This window comes from Bacteroides difficilis (assembly GCF_048319815.1).
In the GTDB taxonomy this organism is placed as follows: domain Bacteria; phylum Bacteroidota; class Bacteroidia; order Bacteroidales; family Bacteroidaceae; genus Bacteroides; species Bacteroides zhangwenhongii.
This window is the reverse complement of record NZ_CP182814.1, coordinates 3,409,424-3,428,145: the sequence shown is the minus strand read 5'-3', so window position 1 is coordinate 3,428,145 and position 18,722 is coordinate 3,409,424. Positions and strand designations below refer to the sequence as shown.

Here is an 18,722-nt window from a genome sequence, read left to right as displayed (position 1 = left end):
TCTTCTTTTTTTATTCGATAATCTTTGCGTCTTCAATATCATCATCGTCATGCATAACCGGAGCCTTCGGGCGGCGACGGGCAAACTTGAACCAGTTTATCAATTCGGAAAGAGAATAAACCAAACTGCTGATACCAATAATTATAAATGCAGTATTACGCGCTCCTGTCGGATTGAACAAAGCGATGATACCCGCAATAAGAATCAGCGAAGGAATCAGATAAAAAGCTCCCGGAACGGGCATCCACCGACGAGCCATCGACAAAGAAGCAATCTGTTGCACTCCTCCCATAATCAGGATAAATCCCAATAAAAACATCAGAACGTCTGCAAAGAATTCAGGCATCACAATCAGCCAAAGTCCGAATAATAAGCTACCGATTCCTTCTATCGGAAAACGGGGAGCTGCTTCACCTTCCGGTCTTTTCCGGCCGAAATAGCCAAAAAGGCTGATAACACCGGGAATCAAGAAGGCAACACCTACCGTAATGACAATATAGCTGGCAGCCGCATTGGGCCAAATCACGAGTACCAATCCAATCACAAGTGCGAAGAGAATGCGAATAAGGGAATAATTCATTGTTTTCATAAATTCTATATTTTTTAACAGAGTCTGTTCCAATACTTTTGCGAATATAAGTGTTTCTACTGATATATAAAAATAACAAATAAACATTGTAATAAGTTCGTAATAATATCGTTATGACGATTACATCTCACATTGATATTTTTGCAGAAATTTTAAACAGTTCCTTTTTCACAATGAAACAAAGCGAAATAAAAAAGAAATACCCTTATGTAGAGCGTGACATCAGTTGGATGTACTTCAACCAACGTATTCTGCTGGAAGCTGCCCGCTCCGAAGTGCCACTATTGGAACGGCTCACTTTTCTTGGGATTTATTCAAATAACCTGGATGAGTTCTTTCGTGTCCGTGTAGCTACTCTGAACCGGATTATTGAATATGCTGATAAAAACATACAGGCAGAACAAGAAACTGCCGCTTGCACTCTGAAACAAATAGGGAAGCTGCACAATCGTTACTACAAGCAGTTTGAGGAAACATTCGCTTCCATTATGGAGGAATTGAAGAAAGAGAATATCTACGTCATCAAAGATACGGAAATGACAGACGAACAGAAAGCATTCGTCACTTCTTTCTATCGCAACAAACTGAATGGTTCTACCAATCCGCTTTTCCTCAATGGAACCCGCCCGCTGGACGATCAGACAGATGAGGATATTTACCTTGCCATCCGTCTGCTACGCAAAGATGAAACGGGAAAGATAAAGGAGAAAGACTATGCAGTGATTGAACTACCGACCGAAGACTTCGGCCGTTTTATTCAATTGCCTGATTCGGATGGAAAAACATATCTCATGTTTCTTGACGACGTGATCCGTTACTGTTTGCCGATGATTTTCGTCGGTATGAAGTATACAGATTATGAAGCGTACACTTTCAAATTCACGAAAGATGCTGAAATGGAGATCGACAGTGATTTACGGACAGGGGTACTCCAGAAGATTTCCAAAGGTGTGAAAAGCCGGAAGAAAGGGGAACCGATCCGTTTCGTCTATGACGAACAAATTCCTAAAGACTTGCTGAAAAAGTTGGCCGGCCGCCTGAACGTGGATAAGAATGACACGCGTGTAGCCGGAGGACGCTATCACAATTTCAAGGATTTAATGAAATTTCCGGTTTGCGGTCATCATGAACTGAAATATCCAGTTTGGGAACCTATTTTCAAGCCTGAACTGAATGGCATGGAAAGTCTGCTCACTTTGATTCGTCGGAAAGATCGTTCTTTACATTATCCTTATCATAGCTTCGATACTTTTATCCGTGTGTTGCGCGAAGCCGCTATCAGTAAAGAAGTAAAAAGCATCAAGATGACGCTTTATCGCTTGGCTAAAGAGTCCAAAGTGATAAAAGCTTTAATCTGTGCAGCCAAAAACGGGAAAAAAGTCACAGTAGTTATCGAACTGTTGGCACGTTTTGATGAAGCGTCTAATATCAACTGGAGCAAGAAAATGCAGGATGCGGGGATTCATGTTATTTTCGGAGTAGAGGGTTTGAAAATCCATTCTAAATTGCTGCATATCGGCACTCGGCACGGAGATATCGCCTGCATCAGTACAGGAAATTTCCATGAAGGAAATGCACGTATGTATACTGACTATACCATTATGACTGCTCACCGTCCCATTGTACGGGAAGTCAATGCCGTATTCGATTTTATCGAAAAGCCTTATACTCCTGTTGATTTCAAAGAATTGCTCGTTTCTCCCAATGATATGCGTAAACGATTCATTGCGCTTATCAACAAAGAGATAAAAAATAAGGAACAGGGAAAAGAGGCTTATATCCTTGCTAAAGTAAATCATATTACTGACCGTGCACTTGTTGAAAAGCTATACGAAGCCTCAACAGCGGGTGTTCAAGTGGAACTGGTAGTACGCGGTAACTGTTCTTTAGTGACAGGCGTTCCGGGTATCAGCGAGAATATACACATCAATGGTATTATCGACCGTTATCTCGAACATTCGCGCATTTTCATCTTCGCCAATGGTGGAGAAGAAAAATACTACATTGGTTCTGCCGACTGGATGCCTCGCAACCTGGATAATCGTATTGAGGTGGCGGCACCGGTCTATGATAAAGAAATTCAGGCAGATTTAAAACGAATTGTCTGCTACGGATTCCGGGATACGGCAAAAGGAAGAATTGTAGATGGTACAGGTGAGAACTGGGAAAAAGAACGGGAAGAAAACAGTGTCCCATTCCGCTCACAAGAAGAATTATATAACGAATACAAGAATACATTATGATAAGTATGAAAAAAGTTAATTATGCAGCAATAGATATAGGCTCTAATGCGGTACGACTGCTGATAAAATGTGTAAACGAGGAGAATGCGCCCGAATTAATGAGTAAGGTGCAGCTCATCCGTATTCCGTTACGGTTGGGAGAAGACGCCTTTACTGTGGGGGTTATCTCTGCAGAAAAAGAGAAGAAACTGATTCGGCTGATGAAAGCCTACAAACAATTAATGAAGATATATGATGTGGTAGACTATCGTGCGTGTGCCACCTCTGCCATGCGTGATGCACGTAATGGCAAGGATATCGTTCAACAGATCGTCAAAAAGACGGGTATCCGTGTAGAAATCATCGACGGGCAGGAAGAAGCGCATATTGTTTACGACAATCATATCGAACAGTTATTTGCTTCAGGACAAAATTACCTGTATGCAGATGTGGGAGGTGGTAGTACGGAAATCAATCTTATCAGCAACGGCGAACTGAAAAATTCCCGTTCATATAATATAGGTACGGTACGTATGCTTAGCGGCATGGTAAAGGAAGAGGAAAAGGAAGCTTTGCGCACTGATCTGATAGGGCTTGCCACAGAGTATGCCCCTATCAGTATCATCGGTTCGGGAGGAAATATTAATAAGTTATTTCGTTTAGCGGACAAGAAAGATAAAAAAGCGTCTCTCCTACCCATCGAATCACTGCAAGATATATATGAAACATTGAAAACCCTCTCTACCGAACAACGTATTAAGCAATATAAGTTGAAACCGGACCGGGCCGATGTTATTGTTCCTGCTGCAGAAATATTTCTCGAGATAGCTACTCATGTAAAAGCTACCGGAATTATTGTACCTACCATCGGACTGTCCGACGGTATTATAGATAGCTTATACACGCAAAACATGAACAGGTCTGATTCTCCGCAATCTTGATGAATGAATATATAAAAAAACTCCTGATACCAGTATATCCAGACTTAGTATCGGGAGTTTTTGTCTCATCTTGCTATAATGTATAAATTCATCTTTAAAAGAGTTAGGTATTCGGATTTTGTTCTTTATATTTGTGCAACTATATATTTGAAACAATATGGATATAAAACTTAGAATTGAGCAATCTTCGGATTATCATGAAACCGAAAACATTACACGGGAAGCATTCTGGAATCATTATTCTCCGGGATGTGACGAACATTACCTCCTTCATATTATGCGTAATCATCCTAAGTTTGTGCCGGAGCTCGATATTGTTGCAGAACATAATAACAAGATTGTCGGTAATGTTGTCTGCCTCAAATCATTTATCATGGCAGATGACGGTAACCAATATGAGGTTTTGAGCCTGGGTCCCATTTCTGTTCTCCCCGAATACCAACAGCAGGGTATCGGAGGAAAAATGATTGCACTTACCAAAAAATTAGCTTCCGAAATGGGATTTCGTGCTATTTTACTTTGTGGTGACCCGGATTATTATCTCCGACAAGGATTCATTCCTGCCGAAACATTAGGGATTCGCACTGAAGATAATATGTATGCTACTGCTCTTCATGTTTGTGAATTATATGATAATGCTTTAGCCAATGCAAAAGGCCGTTATATAGAAGATGAAATATATCAGATTGATAGATCTGCTGCTAATGAGTTCGACAAACAATTTCCTCCAAAAGAAGTTGAGGTTGGCACTCCGTCACAAAAACGATTTGAGCAGCTGGTAGTAATGAGAAGAAAAGCGATTTAGTCCATCTTTGGTACCAAATCACATAAAGCCAAGATAATTATCGGGATAATCAAGCTTTTAATAATTTTAGGTTGAAAGCCAGCCCATCCCGATCAATACCCAGAGTTCCAATATACAAAGCGGAAACCACATTGCACATGCCAGCCACACCGGAATTCCTTTACACCATTCACTACGGCGATAATGAATCATAAGGGCAGAACGGCGTTGGGTTCGATAACGTAACATGCAAAATACGACCGGTGGGATAATACAAAGAAAGAACAGGCCAATGATATGCCAACCATCTGTACGTGATACTATTGAAACCGAAGAAAGGTACATACACAATGGCAGGATAATGCAAAAGCTCCAATATGAAAAGAGTACAATCATTCCGCTCGTTCTTGCTCCTTTTCCTTTCTCACTCCATTTCTCGCCACAATAATACATATAATCGAAGAAGTAATAATGATGCTTCTTTGGATGCAACTTTTTCTGTTGACGTTCAAAATAGTTTAGTGGCTTTTTCTTAGGAGGGTAATATTTCATGTCCGTTCTATGTACAGTTTATATGATGTATATGATGTATATGATGTAAAAAAGACGATTAATATCGGGAAAATCCTTCGTATTAATCGTCTTTCTATATTCAGGAGAATTATATTATACTGATCTTTTATAAAATCAATAGCTTAGTACTTTATAACCTTATCACTGCTTACAGTATTATACCAATCAGTATTTGTACTTTGATCTTGCGCCCAGTTGGTAAATTTAGAATATGCATTCGTTATTACCGTCGTTTCCGTTGGATAAGCAAATTTATCCGGAACACAAAGAGCCCATGTATTATTGACAGCTTTGATCACATCCAGTACAGAACTATCCGCCAACTGCCCATTTGCAGTTGCGGAGTTAAATCGATTCAAATGAACTTCCGTTCTCTTCTGACCTGTGGTTGGATATGCAATAAAGAAGTCCAAATCATTCGTCGCACTAGGAATAGATATCGCATTCTTCAGTTTAACTGTCACTTCAAGAGTATATATATCTGCAAGAGGTTTAGTCATATTTCCTGTATTTAACATCGGACGCCGCGTTCCTGTAAATCCATATATATGATGGGCATCTCCAAATAAAGGAATCACAAGTTCACTTCCATTGGTTTCGTAAGCTGCATTTTCAAATATACCAGAACTCAAAGAGTTGCTACGTTGAGTAGCACCTGTCCCGAAGCTGACTTCTTCTACATTGCTCTTATTTATTCCTTTTATTCTCAATCCGGCACCCAGTTGCTTCACAGCACCAACTGCCCTAAGAACAACTGTGTATTTCAATTCTTTCACATTATTACCGGCAGCAGGCAAAGTTACATTCAATACAATATCATTGAAGTCATAGTCTCCTGCTTTCGGGTAATTATCTTCAAAAGCATAAGAATAAACAGCATTTCGAATCTCCACATCGTCCGGAGTTTCATCAGAACCATATCCCTCTTTAATACATTCGCCGTCAGCAGGAAGCATAAAGTCAGCCTTACCCGGATTACAATGAGTAGCGCCTTGCTGCAATCCTTTATTCACTAACCACGCAAAAGGAGACCAGTCATAGTGCGCTTCACCTTTATATGTTTGATCCGTAATTTCACAAATAATATTATTCGTCACTTTAGAAGTAGATTGAGCCAAACCATCAGTATTAGCAATCTCATTAATTTTCAATAAAGCAGTACCAACGGTTGGACCGGTAACCGTTCTATATAAGCTGGCCTTACCTGTACAAGTCAACATGGATTGTGCCTCCATTACAATGTCATTGTTATTACCATTATTCCCAAGTTCCTCGCAAATAGCTTCGGAAGTATTTCCCATAACAAGTGTACCAAATTGGAATTTATCAGTTTTCAGATAACAACCATTTTTTATATGGGTATTATTATTACCATCGATAATTACAGCCTCAATCGTTCCATGATTTGTCAGTGTTGTGCCAGCTGTAGAAGCTCTGTAAGAATTCAATTTAAGTATTCCATAATTCATAAAATCAACTCCACTTCCACCTCCATCAATCTTCAATAAATCACAATCAATTATACCTGCGTTATAATTAGTAAATCCGGCCGAACTATTTGTCATATAGATAGTTCCTTTCCCCATAATACTTCCACCTGGCATTACAGTTATATAAGAAGCCTGCGTCAATATCAAAGTCGCATTTTCAGCTATCTTTATTATTCCACCATTCTCAACTATAATCTCTGTGATATTATCAAATTGATTACTATTCTCAATCATCCACATACTTCCTTGTGGAATAATTATTTTGATAGCCTCTGCTCCACCACTGATTCCAGAAGTTTTTAATCCAGCTTTAAAAATTCCAGTCGGAATCTTAAACCAACGTATTTTTTCTTTGAATACAGGTAATTTAGCATATTCAAACCATCCGGGACCTGCACTAAGGTCCCAACCAGCCTCAACTGGAGTAGCATCCTCCTTTTTAGCACTAATAAAATCAGCCGTATAAGGAGCTTTCATAGTCGGTATACCAGTCGTTACAGCTCGCGACATAGAACGCGTAGATACATCCGCATATCCAAGACGTGCTGTCACTTCTCCATTTTCAATGGCCACCGGCTGCACCATATAATGTTCATGCTCGTCTACACGCGCAACAAATACTTTATTCAAGGCAATTGCACAATCAAAAACCACAGTAAGTGTTGTTCCTTGAGTTGCATCTTCTTCCGCTAAAATTTTTGCCGTACTTTCCGAACTTAATGGATCGGCATCGAATATCCGTATCTTGTAGCTTACTCCCTCATAGCCATTAACTAAGATATGTGCAGTTACACTCCGGGAGAGTGTCCAATCACCGTCAGGATCAATATTTTTTACAGGAAAAGTTTCTTCGTAAATTTGTTTTAATTGATCTGCATCAAACAGATTTTTCTCATTATCAACACAGCTGATAAAGCTGATGGAGGACGCCAACAACGAAAAAGTGAAGACTTTTGCAATGTTCTGTTTCATAATCTTTGAATGCTTAAGTTTGCTTTATTTGCACAAAATACAAATCACCACTAATCAACAATCAGTAATGAACACACAAAGATAGTTGTATTTATAGATAAAAGACAGTTAAAGTTGTATTTTCGGCACATAGTTAACATCTTTTAGAAGATAAAAAATCCAATTGTTTCCATTGAGAGATAGGCGGATACATCATTGAATATAAAAAACTTAGAAGTATAAACATTGCAGTATGCAGCAAAAAACAAAGAGTTGCATATTCTATGCAACTCTCAATTAAACGACAAAGATTCAGTACTACAGAGCACTACAAAATCCCGAGTTCTTTCATTTCCCTATTGAAAGGATAAAAACTAAAAATTAAAAGGGGAAAATCAGAGGCAAAACAAAAATCATCACAATCCCCATAATAATCTGCAATGGTAATCCTACTTTTACATAATCCATAAAAGTATATTGACCGGCAGGCATCACCAAGGCGTTAGGCGGTGTAGAGAATGGAGAAGCGAAACACATACTTGCACCTACCGTCACAGCAAACAAGAAGGGAACCGGACTTACTCCGATCTGTATGGCACTTTGCAGAGCAATCGGTGCGAGTAAGACAGCCGTAGCTGTATTGCTGATAAACATCGTCATCAACGAAGTCGTAAAGTAAATACCTGCCATCAATGCAACAGGTCCGTATGATCCCAAGCCGTTAACCAGCGTATTGGAAATGTATTCCGAAGCTCCCGTTTTCTCCAATGCCAGAGACATAGGAAGCATAGCTGCAATCAATACAATACTCTCCCAGTTGATCGTTTTATAAGCTGCTTCTACATTACGGAAACATCCGGTTAATACCATCAATATACCTGCTATCATAACAGCCGTAACCGGAGCAACCGGAATAAAATCGAATACCATCATTACTACCATTAATACCATAATAGCAGCCGCTACCGGAGCTTTATAATCTAATGTAACTTTAGCCGCTTCCGCCAAAGGTTGTCCCAAAACAACCCAATCAGAATCTTCCTTGCTAAGACGAGCTATATTATTCCACGTTCCCTGAACCAGAAGCACATCACCACTATGAATCCGCTCATTTCCCAAATCCTGCAACAAGTATTCCTTTTTACGACGGATTCCTAATACGTTCACATTAAACTTATCACGAAAACCGGCTTCCTTAATTGTTTGGTTTATCAAATTAGAAGCTGGCATCAACACTATTTCAGCAATACCGATGTCATAAAAATCCAGAGAGTTAGCTGCGCTTTGAGTTTCTTCCGTTGCATGGTCACCTAAAATCTCTAGTAGGAAATCTTCTGCAAAAAGCTGTACCTTATCGAATTCTCCTGTCACATACAAAATATCCTCGGCTTGCAACATTGTGTCCGGTGCAGCAAACTTCTGGGTAATCGTTTTCAGAAAACGATGTTGCGATGCATCACCACGACGCACTTCCATGATATTCAAACCATATTTGCGACGAATATCCAAGTCAATAATCGTCTTGCCCAAAAGCCGGGAATCTTTTATTACCTGCAAACGAAACAGATTGCTGGAAAGCCCATATTCATTTACCAACTGTTTCAGTGACTTGCCCGAACGTTTATTATCATCTTTCTGGCCTTTTTTAGAAAGAAGCCATTTGCTAAGTGGCATCAATACCAGCGTACCGACAATCACACAGACAATGCCGACAGGCAGGAAAGAGAAAAAGGAAAGCGGTTCAAGTCCGGCAGAAGTCAACGTATTTTGTATCACAAGGTTCGGCGGAGTACCAATTAAAGTCATCATACCTCCCATACTACTTGCAAAAGCCAACGGCATCAACAGCCTGCTCGGATTCATACCGGCACTCATTGCCAGACTGACAACAATAGGAAGCATCAGTGCCACCGTACCTGTGTTACTGACAAACGCACCAATGGCCGAAGTCACCAACATCACCAACAAAAATAACCGGATCTCACTGGTTCCCGCAAGTTTAAGAATACGGGAACTAATCATCTTTGCCAATCCCGTTTGAAAGATAGCCCCTCCCACTACAAACAATCCGATCATCATAATGACTACCGAATTGGAAAAACCGGAAAGTGCTTCATCAGGAGTTAATATCTGAAAAATAAGTAAGGCTATCAGTGCACACAGTGCCACAATATCCGAACGAACCTTGCCGTTCACGAAAAAGACAGCCGAAAGAACGAGAATAATAATGGTTATTAGCATACGTAATTTAATGATTGTTTTATTTTGACTCTATCAAAACTTATTTAGGTGAACAAAAATAGAAAATACTCCAGCGTTATTAAAACAAATTAGAAATGATTTTAGTTCATGAGGCATCATTTAATATTTTAATACATTTTCCCTCTGAAAAAAGACTCGAAATCAAGCAAAATATGATACCATACAAGAACTACGAGACACCATACCTCCACTATTTCTTCATCACATATAATTACAGTCTCACAATATAACGCTGAAAGACGAGATATTTATGTATTATTTTTTTGAAAGTTAAAGAACAATTCATATCTTTACACCTCATTTATATCAAACATTCTATGGCAAACAATATTTTGTTGAATTATTGGATTAACGAAGTTCATTGGGGTTATAATTATTTACTGGTAATTATTCTGCTCCTTGTCATCAGCATCTTACTATATAGAATCCGTAAATTGCAAAAAACGATTAAAAAGACCAATCATTCCTACCGTTTCTCCTTTGATATTCTCGATAACCTTCCTTTTCCTATCTTTGTAAAAGATATTACAAACGATTTCCGATACTATTACTGGAATAAAGAATCAGCCGCTCAATCCGGCATTAGCAGTGAAGAAGCCATCGGACATACTGATTATGAGATTTACGGAGAAGAAAGAGGTGAAAAATACCGGCATACCGACAAAGAACTCATACAAGCAGATAAAGTATATCGTAAGGAAGAAAAATACACCACTTCCGATGGAATCACCCATGATACTATTGCCGTTAAATCTATTATTTCATGGGAAGGAGAAAAGAAATGGCTGTTGGCAACCCGGTGGGATATCACACAACTCAAGAATTATGAAAGAGAATTAGTTGCCGCCAAGGAAGAACTGGAAAAAGCATTGAAGAAGCAAAAACTAGCTCTAAAAAGTATCGACTTCGGCCTTATCTATATTGATAAAAATTACCGCGTACAATGGGAGGAAACAAGACAAATAACCAACCTGGTAAAAGGCAGACGATACATACCGGGAAAAATTTGCTATCAGACCAGTGCACTTCGTAATGAACCGTGTGAACAATGTGCTTTCAAAAAAGCTATCGAACAGGGCAAAATTATCCGGCATACCATCAGAATAGACAATGTAGATTTTGAAGTGACCGCAACACCTGTATTCGGCAATGAAAAGGAAAGTGAAATTATTGGAGGATTACTTCGTTTTGAAAACATCACTGAAAAATTAAAGATGGACAAAATGCTGCAGGAAGCAAAAGAAAAAGCCGAAGAATCCAATCGGCTCAAATCTGCCTTTCTCGCTAATATGAGCCATGAGATACGAACTCCGCTAAATGCAATTGTAGGATTCTCCGAAATAATTTGCCAAACGGAGGAAGAGGAAGAGAGAAAAGAATTTGTAAAAATCATCTCCAGCAACAATATCTTATTATTGCAACTGATAGACGACATTCTCGATCTTTCTAAAATTGAAGCCGGTACTATGGAATTCACATTTGCACAGACTGATATCAATGAATTGATGGAAGGTATTTGCAGGCAAATGCAAGAAAAGAATTCTTCCCCAGACGTTCAAATCTTATTCACAGAGAAAGCAGATCAATGCATGATGTATACCGACCGCATACGTCTATCACAGGTTATCATCAACTTTACAAATAATGCTTTGAAATTCACCCCTAAAGGTTCTATCGAAATGGGATACCGGATTGAAGAAGCCAAAGATGAAATATACTTTTATGTAAAAGATACAGGTATCGGAATTCCTGCTGACAAGATAGATAAAGTGTTTGAACGCTTCGTCAAACTGAACTCCTTTATTAAAGGGACAGGACTCGGACTAGCCATCTGCCGCGTCATAGTAGAAAGACTGGGCGGGGTTATCGGAGTGGAATCTAAAGAAGGAGAAGGCTCTCGCTTCTGGTTCAGAATTCCAAGGTCAGAGAAAATTGAGAAATAATAAAAAGAAAAGAGGATATGGTGAAAAGTATGTTCCAATATCCTCTTTATCCTATATTTTTAATGTAAGAGTATGCTTAAAGTGCAGTCTCCAATATCCTGCGGGCAACAGCACCCGTTACATTTCCATTCTCTCCATATTTAGCACCACGCTCATTGAATCGGCGTTCGATTTCCAGAATAGTATCCTGTCCGATGTTCTCTTCATGCAAACGTGTAGTCAGCCCAAGTGAACGGAAAAACTCTTCGGTATGACAAATCGCTTCATCAATCCGTTCTTCTCGCGTACCGGAAGTAATTCCCCAGACTCTTTCACCATACTGCAAAAGTTTATCTCCTTTTTCTTCATGAAGCACCTGTAAAGTGGCAGGAAGAACAATGGCTAACGTATGACCATGTGTCAATCCGTGCAAAGCAGTAATTTCATGGCCAATCATGTGAGTTGCCCAGTCTTGCGACACTCCCATAGCAATAAATCCATTCAATGCCATTGTAGCCGAAAGCATAAAATCAGCCATCAGTTGATAATCATGCTGGTTTTCACGGATTTTCGGAGCTATTTCTACCAAAGTTTGTAAAATGCCTTCCGCCCAACGATCCATAATGCGGCTCTGCCCGGGAGTAGTCATATATTGCTCCATCACATGAACAAAGGTATCAGCCAAACCACAGGCCACCTGATGAGGAGGCAAGGTAAAGGTTACTTCCGGGTCAAGAATAGAGAAGATTGGATAGTTAGCATAAAAAGGATATTTCTCTTTTGTTTCACGACGGGAAATAACTGCCCCGTTATTCATTTCCGAACCGGTAGCGGGCAAAGTCAATACAGTGGCAAGAGGTACAGTATGAGTGATTGGTTGTCCGGCAAGTACTAAATCCCAGGCATCACCATCATACAGGATTCCTGCGGAAATCAATTTCGTACCGTCAATAACGGAACCGCCACCAACAGCCAGCAGATAATCTACTTTCTCTTCTTTTCCCAAAGCAATAGCTTTACGGAGAGTTTCAATGGCAGGATTGGGTTCGATTCCCCAGAATTCTACTGTAAAATGATTCTTCAATGCTTCCTTTACCTGATCGTACACTCCGTTTTTCTTCACGCTTCCACCGCCAAAAGTAATCATAATACGCTTGTCGGACGGTATTTCTTTAGCCAGCCGGGCAATCATCCCTTTTCCCATTATCAGTTTCACGGGATTTTGAAAAATAAAATTTTCCATATCTTAGTCTATTGTTATTATTTTGGTTATTAGTCACTATCCTTGCAAAGATACATGATTTATCCGAACCCTGTCAGAATCAAGCGAAGAATTGTTGTGCCACGGAAGGAACCATAGCCGACAACCAAGGTTTCATATCCTCTGCTACCAATAACCAATACAATAATAATATAATGAAAATGGCAATAGCAATACCTACTAAAACTTTTCTCTGTTTCATAATTGTTTTTGTTTAAATATTCAATATTTATAAGAACAGTTCAGGTTGAAAATTGTTCTATATCAGAAAAATGAAGGCAAAAGAGAAAAAAAGTCATTTTTTGTTTGCTGTTTCGAACAAAGTGTCTATATTTGCCCCCATAAAATTACAAAAGACAATGAGAACAATGTTAGTAAATACATATTGGTGGTGGCACCCGTTACAACTCCGACAGTCGTAAGGGAGCAGTGCTCGTATGTATATACCTCATTAAAGATATAACAGATTTGAAAGAGCCCTGTCGCAACTTGCGGCAGGGCTCTTTTTATTTGCCCATTTTCGAACAGATTTAGATAATAACATAAAAAAATAGATAGGATTATGAAAAGTTTTTTAGTTGACCAGGATGGCTATTACGGAGAATTCGGTGGTGCTTATGTACCGGAAATCCTCCACAAATGTGTTGAGGAACTGACGAACAAGTACCTCGAAGTAATTGAAAACGAAGAGTTTAAAAAGGAATTTGAGCAGTTATTACGCGACTACGTAGGACGCCCTTCCCCACTCTATCTGGCAAAACGCCTTTCCGAAAAGTATGGTTGCAAGTTGTATCTGAAACGGGAAGACCTGAATCATACCGGTGCACACAAAATCAACAACACCATCGGACAAATCTTGCTGGCACGCCGCATGGGAAAGAAGCGCATCATCGCCGAAACCGGAGCCGGACAACATGGAGTAGCAACAGCTACCGTATGTGCGTTGATGGATATGGAATGTATCGTTTATATGGGAAAGACGGATGTAGAACGCCAACATATCAATGTGGAGAAAATGAAAATGCTGGGAGCTACCGTTATTCCCGTTACTTCCGGAAACATGACCTTGAAAGACGCAACCAACGAAGCGATCCGCGACTGGTGTTGCCATCCTGCCGACACTTATTATATTATCGGCTCTACCGTAGGCCCTCATCCTTATCCTGATATGGTGGCACGCCTGCAATCTGTTATCAGCGAAGAAATAAAAAAACAACTGCAAGAAAAAGAAGGGCGTGACTATCCGGATTATCTGATAGCCTGCGTTGGAGGAGGAAGTAATGCTGCCGGAACGATTTATCATTATATCAATGATGAACGGGTAGGCATCATTCTGGCGGAAGCCGGAGGCAAAGGAATAGAAACCGGAATGACCGCCGCCACCATCCAACTTGGTAAAATGGGAATTATCCACGGAGCGCGTACTTACGTCATCCAAAACGAAGACGGACAGATTGAAGAGCCTTACTCGATTTCCGCCGGACTGGATTATCCGGGCATTGGTCCGATACACGCCAATCTTGCCGCACAAAGACGTGCCAACGTTTTGGCAATCAATGACGACGAAGCAATAGAAGCCGCTTACGAACTGACTAAACTCGAAGGTATTATCCCTGCACTGGAATCCGCCCATGCATTAGGAGCTTTGAGAAAATTGAAGTTCAAACCGGAAGATATCGTTGTATTGACTGTTTCAGGACGAGGAGACAAAGATATTGAAACCTATTTATCGTTTAATGAACAGCAATAAGTAATTAGTAAACCATCATTCGTAATCAATAATCAAGCAATTATAGAAATGAAAACATTTAATTATACAACTCATAGCAAACAAGTGCTCGGAGATATGCATACTCCCGTCAGCATTTACCTGAAAGTGCGCGACATGTATCCGCAATCTGCATTAATGGAAAGTTCCGACTATCATGCCGGAGAAAATTCCTTGTCATTTATAGCCCTCTGTCCCCTGGCAAGTATCGGTATAAACGGCGGTATTGTCACTGCCAACTATCCCGATAACAGCCGCACGGAAGAACCCCTGACAAAAACCTTCCATGTAGAAAAGGCTATGAACCGGTTTATCAATCAATTCCAGGTGACCGGGGATAATAAGAATGTATGTGGACTTTACGGATACACGACGTTTAACGCTGTGAAATACTTCGAGCACATCCCGGTGAAAGAAAGTCACGATGAGCAAAATGACGCTCCGGATTTGCTATACATATTATATAAATATGTCATTGTTTTCAATCATTTCAAAAATGAATTGACACTCGTTGAAATGTTGTCCGAAGGAGAAGAAAGCGGCTTACCGGAACTGGAAGCAGCCATCGAAAACCGGAATTATGCTTCTTACAACTTCTCTGTAACAGGTCCCGTTACCAGCCCTATCACCGACGAGGAGCATAAAGCCAATGTCCGCAAAGGAATTGCGCACTGTATGCGTGGAGATGTTTTCCAAATCGTACTTTCCAGAAGATTTATCCAACCTTATGCCGGAGATGATTTCAAAGTGTACCGCGCACTCCGCAGCACCAATCCTTCTCCTTATCTTTTCTACTTCGATTTCGGAGGATACCGCATCTTCGGTTCTTCACCGGAAACACATTGCAAAATCGAAGATGGTCGTGCTTACATCGATCCGATTGCCGGAACTACCCGCCGTACCGGAGATGTAGTAAAAGACCGGGAACTGACAGAAGCTTTACTGGCCGACCCTAAAGAAAATGCAGAGCATGTCATGCTGGTTGATCTTGCCAGAAACGACCTTTCCCGTAATTGTCATGATGTACGCGTACTATTCTATAAGGAACCACAATATTATAGTCATGTCATTCACCTGGTAAGCCGTGTCAGCGGTGTGTTGAATGAGGGCGCAGATAAAATAAAAACGTTTATTGATACGTTTCCTGCCGGCACATTAAGCGGTGCTCCCAAAGTACGCGCTATGCAGTTAATCAGCGAAATCGAACCACATAATCGTGGAGCCTATGGTGGCTGTATCGGTTTTATCGGATTGAACGGCGAATTAAATCAGGCTATCACTATCCGTACTTTTGTAAGCCGCAACAATGAACTCTGGTTCCAAGCCGGAGGAGGTATTGTAGCACGCAGTCAGGATGAATATGAACTGCAAGAGGTGAACAACAAACTGGGAGCACTGAAAAAGGCGATTGATTTAGCTGTCAAATTAAAAAATTGAAAGCAGAGATAGTATTTGAACAACCATTTTACAATGACAATAAAAATGAAAATATTACTTTTAGATAACTACGACTCTTTCACTTATAACCTACTGCACGCAGTGAAAGAATTAGGGGCTACAGATGTAGAAGTAGTTCGCAACGACCAGATAGAGCTTGATGAAGTAGACCGATTTGATAAAATCATCCTGTCTCCGGGACCGGGCATACCCGAAGAAGCCGGACTGTTATTACCCATTATCAAAAGATATGCTCCGACCAAAAGTATTCTGGGTGTCTGCCTCGGTCATCAAGCCATCGGCGAAGCTTTCGGAGCACGCTTGGAAAATCTCAAAGAAGTATATCATGGGGTACAGACTCCGATTACCATCCTTCACCAGGATTTGCTTTTTGAAGGGTTGGGAAAAGAAATCCCTGTTGGAAGATACCATTCCTGGGTAGTCAGCCGGGAAGGTTTTCCCGATTGCCTGGAAATAACGGCAGAAAGTCAGGAAGGACAAATCATGGCAATCCGCCATAAGACCTACAATGTGCATGGTATTCAGTTCCATCCCGAATCAGTATTAACTCCGCAAGGAAAAGAAATTATTAAAAACTTCTTAAACGATTAAACTTATGAAACAGATTCTATACAAACTTTTCGAACATCAATATCTGGGACGCGATGAGGCTCGCACCATTTTACAGAACATCGCACAAGGAAAATATAATGATGTACAGGTAGCCTCTTTAATTACCGTCTTTCTGATGCGTAATATCTCTGTGGAAGAATTATGCGGTTTCCGCGATGCATTGCTTGAAATGCGTATTCCGGTTGATTTGAGTGAATTTGCTCCGATAGATATCGTAGGAACCGGAGGTGATGGAAAAAATACATTTAATATCTCTACAGCTTCCTGTTTTACTGTTGCCGGAGCCGGTTTCCCGGTTGTGAAACATGGTAATTACGGAGCAACATCAGTCAGCGGTGCCAGTAATGTGATGGAGCAACACGGTGTAAAGTTCACCAGTGACGTCGATCAACTGCACCGTAGCATGGAGAAATGTAATCTTGCCTATCTGCATGCTCCTTTATTCAATCCGGCATTAAAAGCAGTTGCTCCGGTTCGTAAAGGATTGGCAGTGCGCACTTTCTTTAATATGCTCGGTCCGTTGGTTAATCCGGTATTACCGGCCTATCAGCTTTTAGGAGTTTACAACCTCCCGTTACTTCGCCTCTATACCTATACTTATCAGGAAAGCAAGACGAAATTTGCCGTTGTTCATAGTCTCGACGGATATGACGAAATCTCTCTGACAAATGAGTTTAAAGTGGCGACCAGCGATCATGAAAAGATTTACGCTCCCGAGAGTCTCGGATTCTCCCGCTATAAGGAAACTGATCTGGATGGTGGACAAACACCGGAAGATGCAGCTAAGATTTTCGACCAGATCATGAATAACACGGCTACAGAAGCTCAAAAAAATGTAGTGGTAGTCAATTCAGCTTTCGCCATCCATGTGATTTGTCCGGAGAAGACTATTGAAGAATGTATTGCTCTCTCCAAAGAGTCATTGGAAAGTGGACGCGCATTAGCTACCCTAAAAAAATTCATTGAATTGAACAGTTAAATGTAAAATTAGGCACGGATTACGCGGATTACACAGTTCTTGTTAATCCGAAGCCGCAAAATCCGTGTAATCCGTGCCTAAATCATCATAAATATAAAAACCTACGAACTGATGAAAGATATATTATCAGAGATTATAGCCAACAAACGATTTGAAGTTGACCTGCAAAAGCAGGCTATCTCCATCGAGCAATTACAGGAAGGTATCAGCGAAGTTCTGACCTCTCGTTCTATGAAGCAGGCATTAGCCTCGTCTGCATCGGGTATTATCGCTGAATTCAAGCGTCGGTCTCCATCCAAAGGATGGATAAAGGAAGAAGCATGCCCGGAAGAGATTGTTCCCTCCTATGTAGCAGCAGGAGCTTCTGCCCTTTCCATCCTCACCGACGAGAAGTTTTTCGGAGGAAGCCTGAAGGACATCCGCACTGCACGCCCTTTGGTAGAGATCCCCATTCTTAGGAAAGACTTCATCATCGACGCTTACCAACTTTATCAAGCGAGAATAGTCGGTGCAGATGCCATACTTCTTATCGCAGCCGCACTTGAACAGGACAAATGCAATGAGCTTACAGAAAAAGCTCATGAACTGGGTTTGGAGGTCTTATTGGAAATTCACAACACTGAAGAACTATCATATATCAATGAGGAAATAGATATGATAGGCGTCAACAACCGTAATTTAGGGACTTTCTTTACGGATGTGGAAAACTCTTTCCGTCTCGCCGAACAACTCCCCCAAGATTCTGTATTGGTATCAGAAAGTGGCATCTCCAATCCTGAAATCGTGAAACGTCTTCGGACAGCCGGATTTCGCGGATTCCTGATCGGCGAGACATTGATGAAAACGGAACATCCAGGAGAAACCTTACAGAATTTCCTGCAAGCAATGCAATAACCAATCGCCTAAAAAC

Annotated in this window: 15 protein-coding genes; 9 read left to right on the top strand and 6 right to left on the bottom strand. The window is 40.6% G+C overall.

Annotated features, from left to right (window positions below; genetic code table 11):
* Positions 1–10: 10 nt before the first annotated feature.
* Positions 11–589 (bottom strand): HdeD family acid-resistance protein, encoded by a 579-nt coding sequence (locus tag ACNOGP_RS13050; RefSeq protein WP_004303713.1) that lies wholly within the window; start codon positions 587–589, stop codon positions 11–13.
* Between the two features lie 173 nt (positions 590–762).
* Here ACNOGP_RS13050 and ACNOGP_RS13045 point away from each other — a divergent pair, with 173 nt between their 5' ends.
* The 3 genes from ACNOGP_RS13045 to ACNOGP_RS13035 all read left to right on the top strand — a co-directional run bounded on the left by ACNOGP_RS13045 (position 763) and on the right by ACNOGP_RS13035 (position 4,557).
* Positions 763–2,832 carry an RNA degradosome polyphosphate kinase gene (locus tag ACNOGP_RS13045; RefSeq protein WP_418212981.1) on the top strand — a complete coding sequence of 690 codons (2,070 nt, stop codon included), beginning with the start codon at positions 763–765 and terminating at the stop codon, positions 2,830–2,832.
* On the top strand, positions 2,829–3,752 hold the full coding sequence (locus ACNOGP_RS13040) for a Ppx/GppA family phosphatase (protein WP_195476768.1): 924 nt from the start codon (positions 2,829–2,831) through the stop codon (positions 3,750–3,752). Before ACNOGP_RS13045 ends, ACNOGP_RS13040 begins: the two co-directional genes overlap by 4 nt.
* A 157-nt stretch (positions 3,753–3,909) precedes the next feature.
* Positions 3,910–4,557, top strand: a complete 648-nt coding sequence (locus ACNOGP_RS13035; RefSeq protein WP_148367548.1) for a GNAT family N-acetyltransferase — start codon at positions 3,910–3,912, stop codon at positions 4,555–4,557.
* Positions 4,558–4,623: 66 nt separating this feature from the next.
* Here the strand turns inward: ACNOGP_RS13035 and ACNOGP_RS13030 are convergent, their stop codons facing one another.
* The 3 genes from ACNOGP_RS13030 to ACNOGP_RS13020 all read right to left on the bottom strand — a co-directional run bounded on the left by ACNOGP_RS13030 (position 4,624) and on the right by ACNOGP_RS13020 (position 9,791).
* Positions 4,624–5,088 carry a hypothetical protein gene (locus ACNOGP_RS13030; RefSeq protein ID WP_418212980.1) on the bottom strand — a complete coding sequence of 155 codons (465 nt, stop codon included), beginning with the start codon at positions 5,086–5,088 and terminating at the stop codon, positions 4,624–4,626.
* A 143-nt stretch (positions 5,089–5,231) separates the two neighbouring features.
* Entirely contained in the window at positions 5,232–7,571 is a 2,340-nt protein-coding gene (locus ACNOGP_RS13025; protein WP_418212979.1) for an LruC domain-containing protein, read from the bottom strand.
* A gap of 360 nt (positions 7,572–7,931) precedes the next feature.
* Positions 7,932–9,791, bottom strand: a complete 1,860-nt coding sequence (locus tag ACNOGP_RS13020) for an SLC13 family permease (protein ID WP_418212978.1) — start codon at positions 9,789–9,791, stop codon at positions 7,932–7,934.
* Between the two features lie 338 nt (positions 9,792–10,129).
* On the opposite strand from ACNOGP_RS13020, the gene ACNOGP_RS13015 reads away from it, so the two are divergent.
* Positions 10,130–11,755 (top strand): PAS domain-containing sensor histidine kinase, encoded by a 1,626-nt coding sequence (locus tag ACNOGP_RS13015; protein ID WP_418212977.1) that lies wholly within the window; start codon positions 10,130–10,132, stop codon positions 11,753–11,755.
* Between the two features lie 76 nt (positions 11,756–11,831).
* Here the strand turns inward: ACNOGP_RS13015 and ACNOGP_RS13010 are convergent, their stop codons facing one another.
* Positions 11,832–12,977, bottom strand: a complete 1,146-nt coding sequence (locus tag ACNOGP_RS13010; protein ID WP_418212976.1) for an iron-containing alcohol dehydrogenase — start codon at positions 12,975–12,977, stop codon at positions 11,832–11,834.
* A 79-nt stretch (positions 12,978–13,056) separates the two neighbouring features.
* A complete protein-coding gene (locus tag ACNOGP_RS13005) occupies positions 13,057–13,197 on the bottom strand; it encodes a hypothetical protein (protein ID WP_004300101.1) in 141 nt (46 codons plus the stop codon).
* A gap of 360 nt (positions 13,198–13,557) precedes the next feature.
* Here ACNOGP_RS13005 and trpB point away from each other — a divergent pair, with 360 nt between their 5' ends.
* The 5 genes from trpB (at position 13,558) to trpC (ending at position 18,706) form a co-directional block, all read left to right on the top strand.
* Positions 13,558–14,745: a tryptophan synthase subunit beta gene (gene trpB / locus ACNOGP_RS13000; RefSeq protein ID WP_418212975.1), complete on the top strand. Its 1,188-nt coding sequence runs from the start codon at positions 13,558–13,560 to the stop codon at positions 14,743–14,745.
* 48 nt (positions 14,746–14,793) lie between these two features.
* On the top strand, positions 14,794–16,200 hold the full coding sequence (locus tag ACNOGP_RS12995; protein ID WP_418212974.1) for an anthranilate synthase component I family protein: 1,407 nt from the start codon (positions 14,794–14,796) through the stop codon (positions 16,198–16,200).
* A 45-nt stretch (positions 16,201–16,245) separates the two neighbouring features.
* Positions 16,246–16,812 carry an anthranilate synthase component II gene (locus tag ACNOGP_RS12990; RefSeq protein ID WP_008651733.1) on the top strand — a complete coding sequence of 189 codons (567 nt, stop codon included), beginning with the start codon at positions 16,246–16,248 and terminating at the stop codon, positions 16,810–16,812.
* Between the two features lie 4 nt (positions 16,813–16,816).
* The gene (gene trpD / locus ACNOGP_RS12985) at positions 16,817–17,812 is read left to right on the top strand and encodes an anthranilate phosphoribosyltransferase (protein WP_418212973.1); all 996 of its coding nucleotides are present in this window, start codon (positions 16,817–16,819) and stop codon (positions 17,810–17,812) included.
* A gap of 111 nt (positions 17,813–17,923) precedes the next feature.
* Positions 17,924–18,706 (top strand): indole-3-glycerol phosphate synthase TrpC, encoded by a 783-nt coding sequence (trpC, locus tag ACNOGP_RS12980; RefSeq protein WP_186968178.1) that lies wholly within the window; start codon positions 17,924–17,926, stop codon positions 18,704–18,706.
* Positions 18,707–18,722 lie beyond the last annotated feature (16 nt).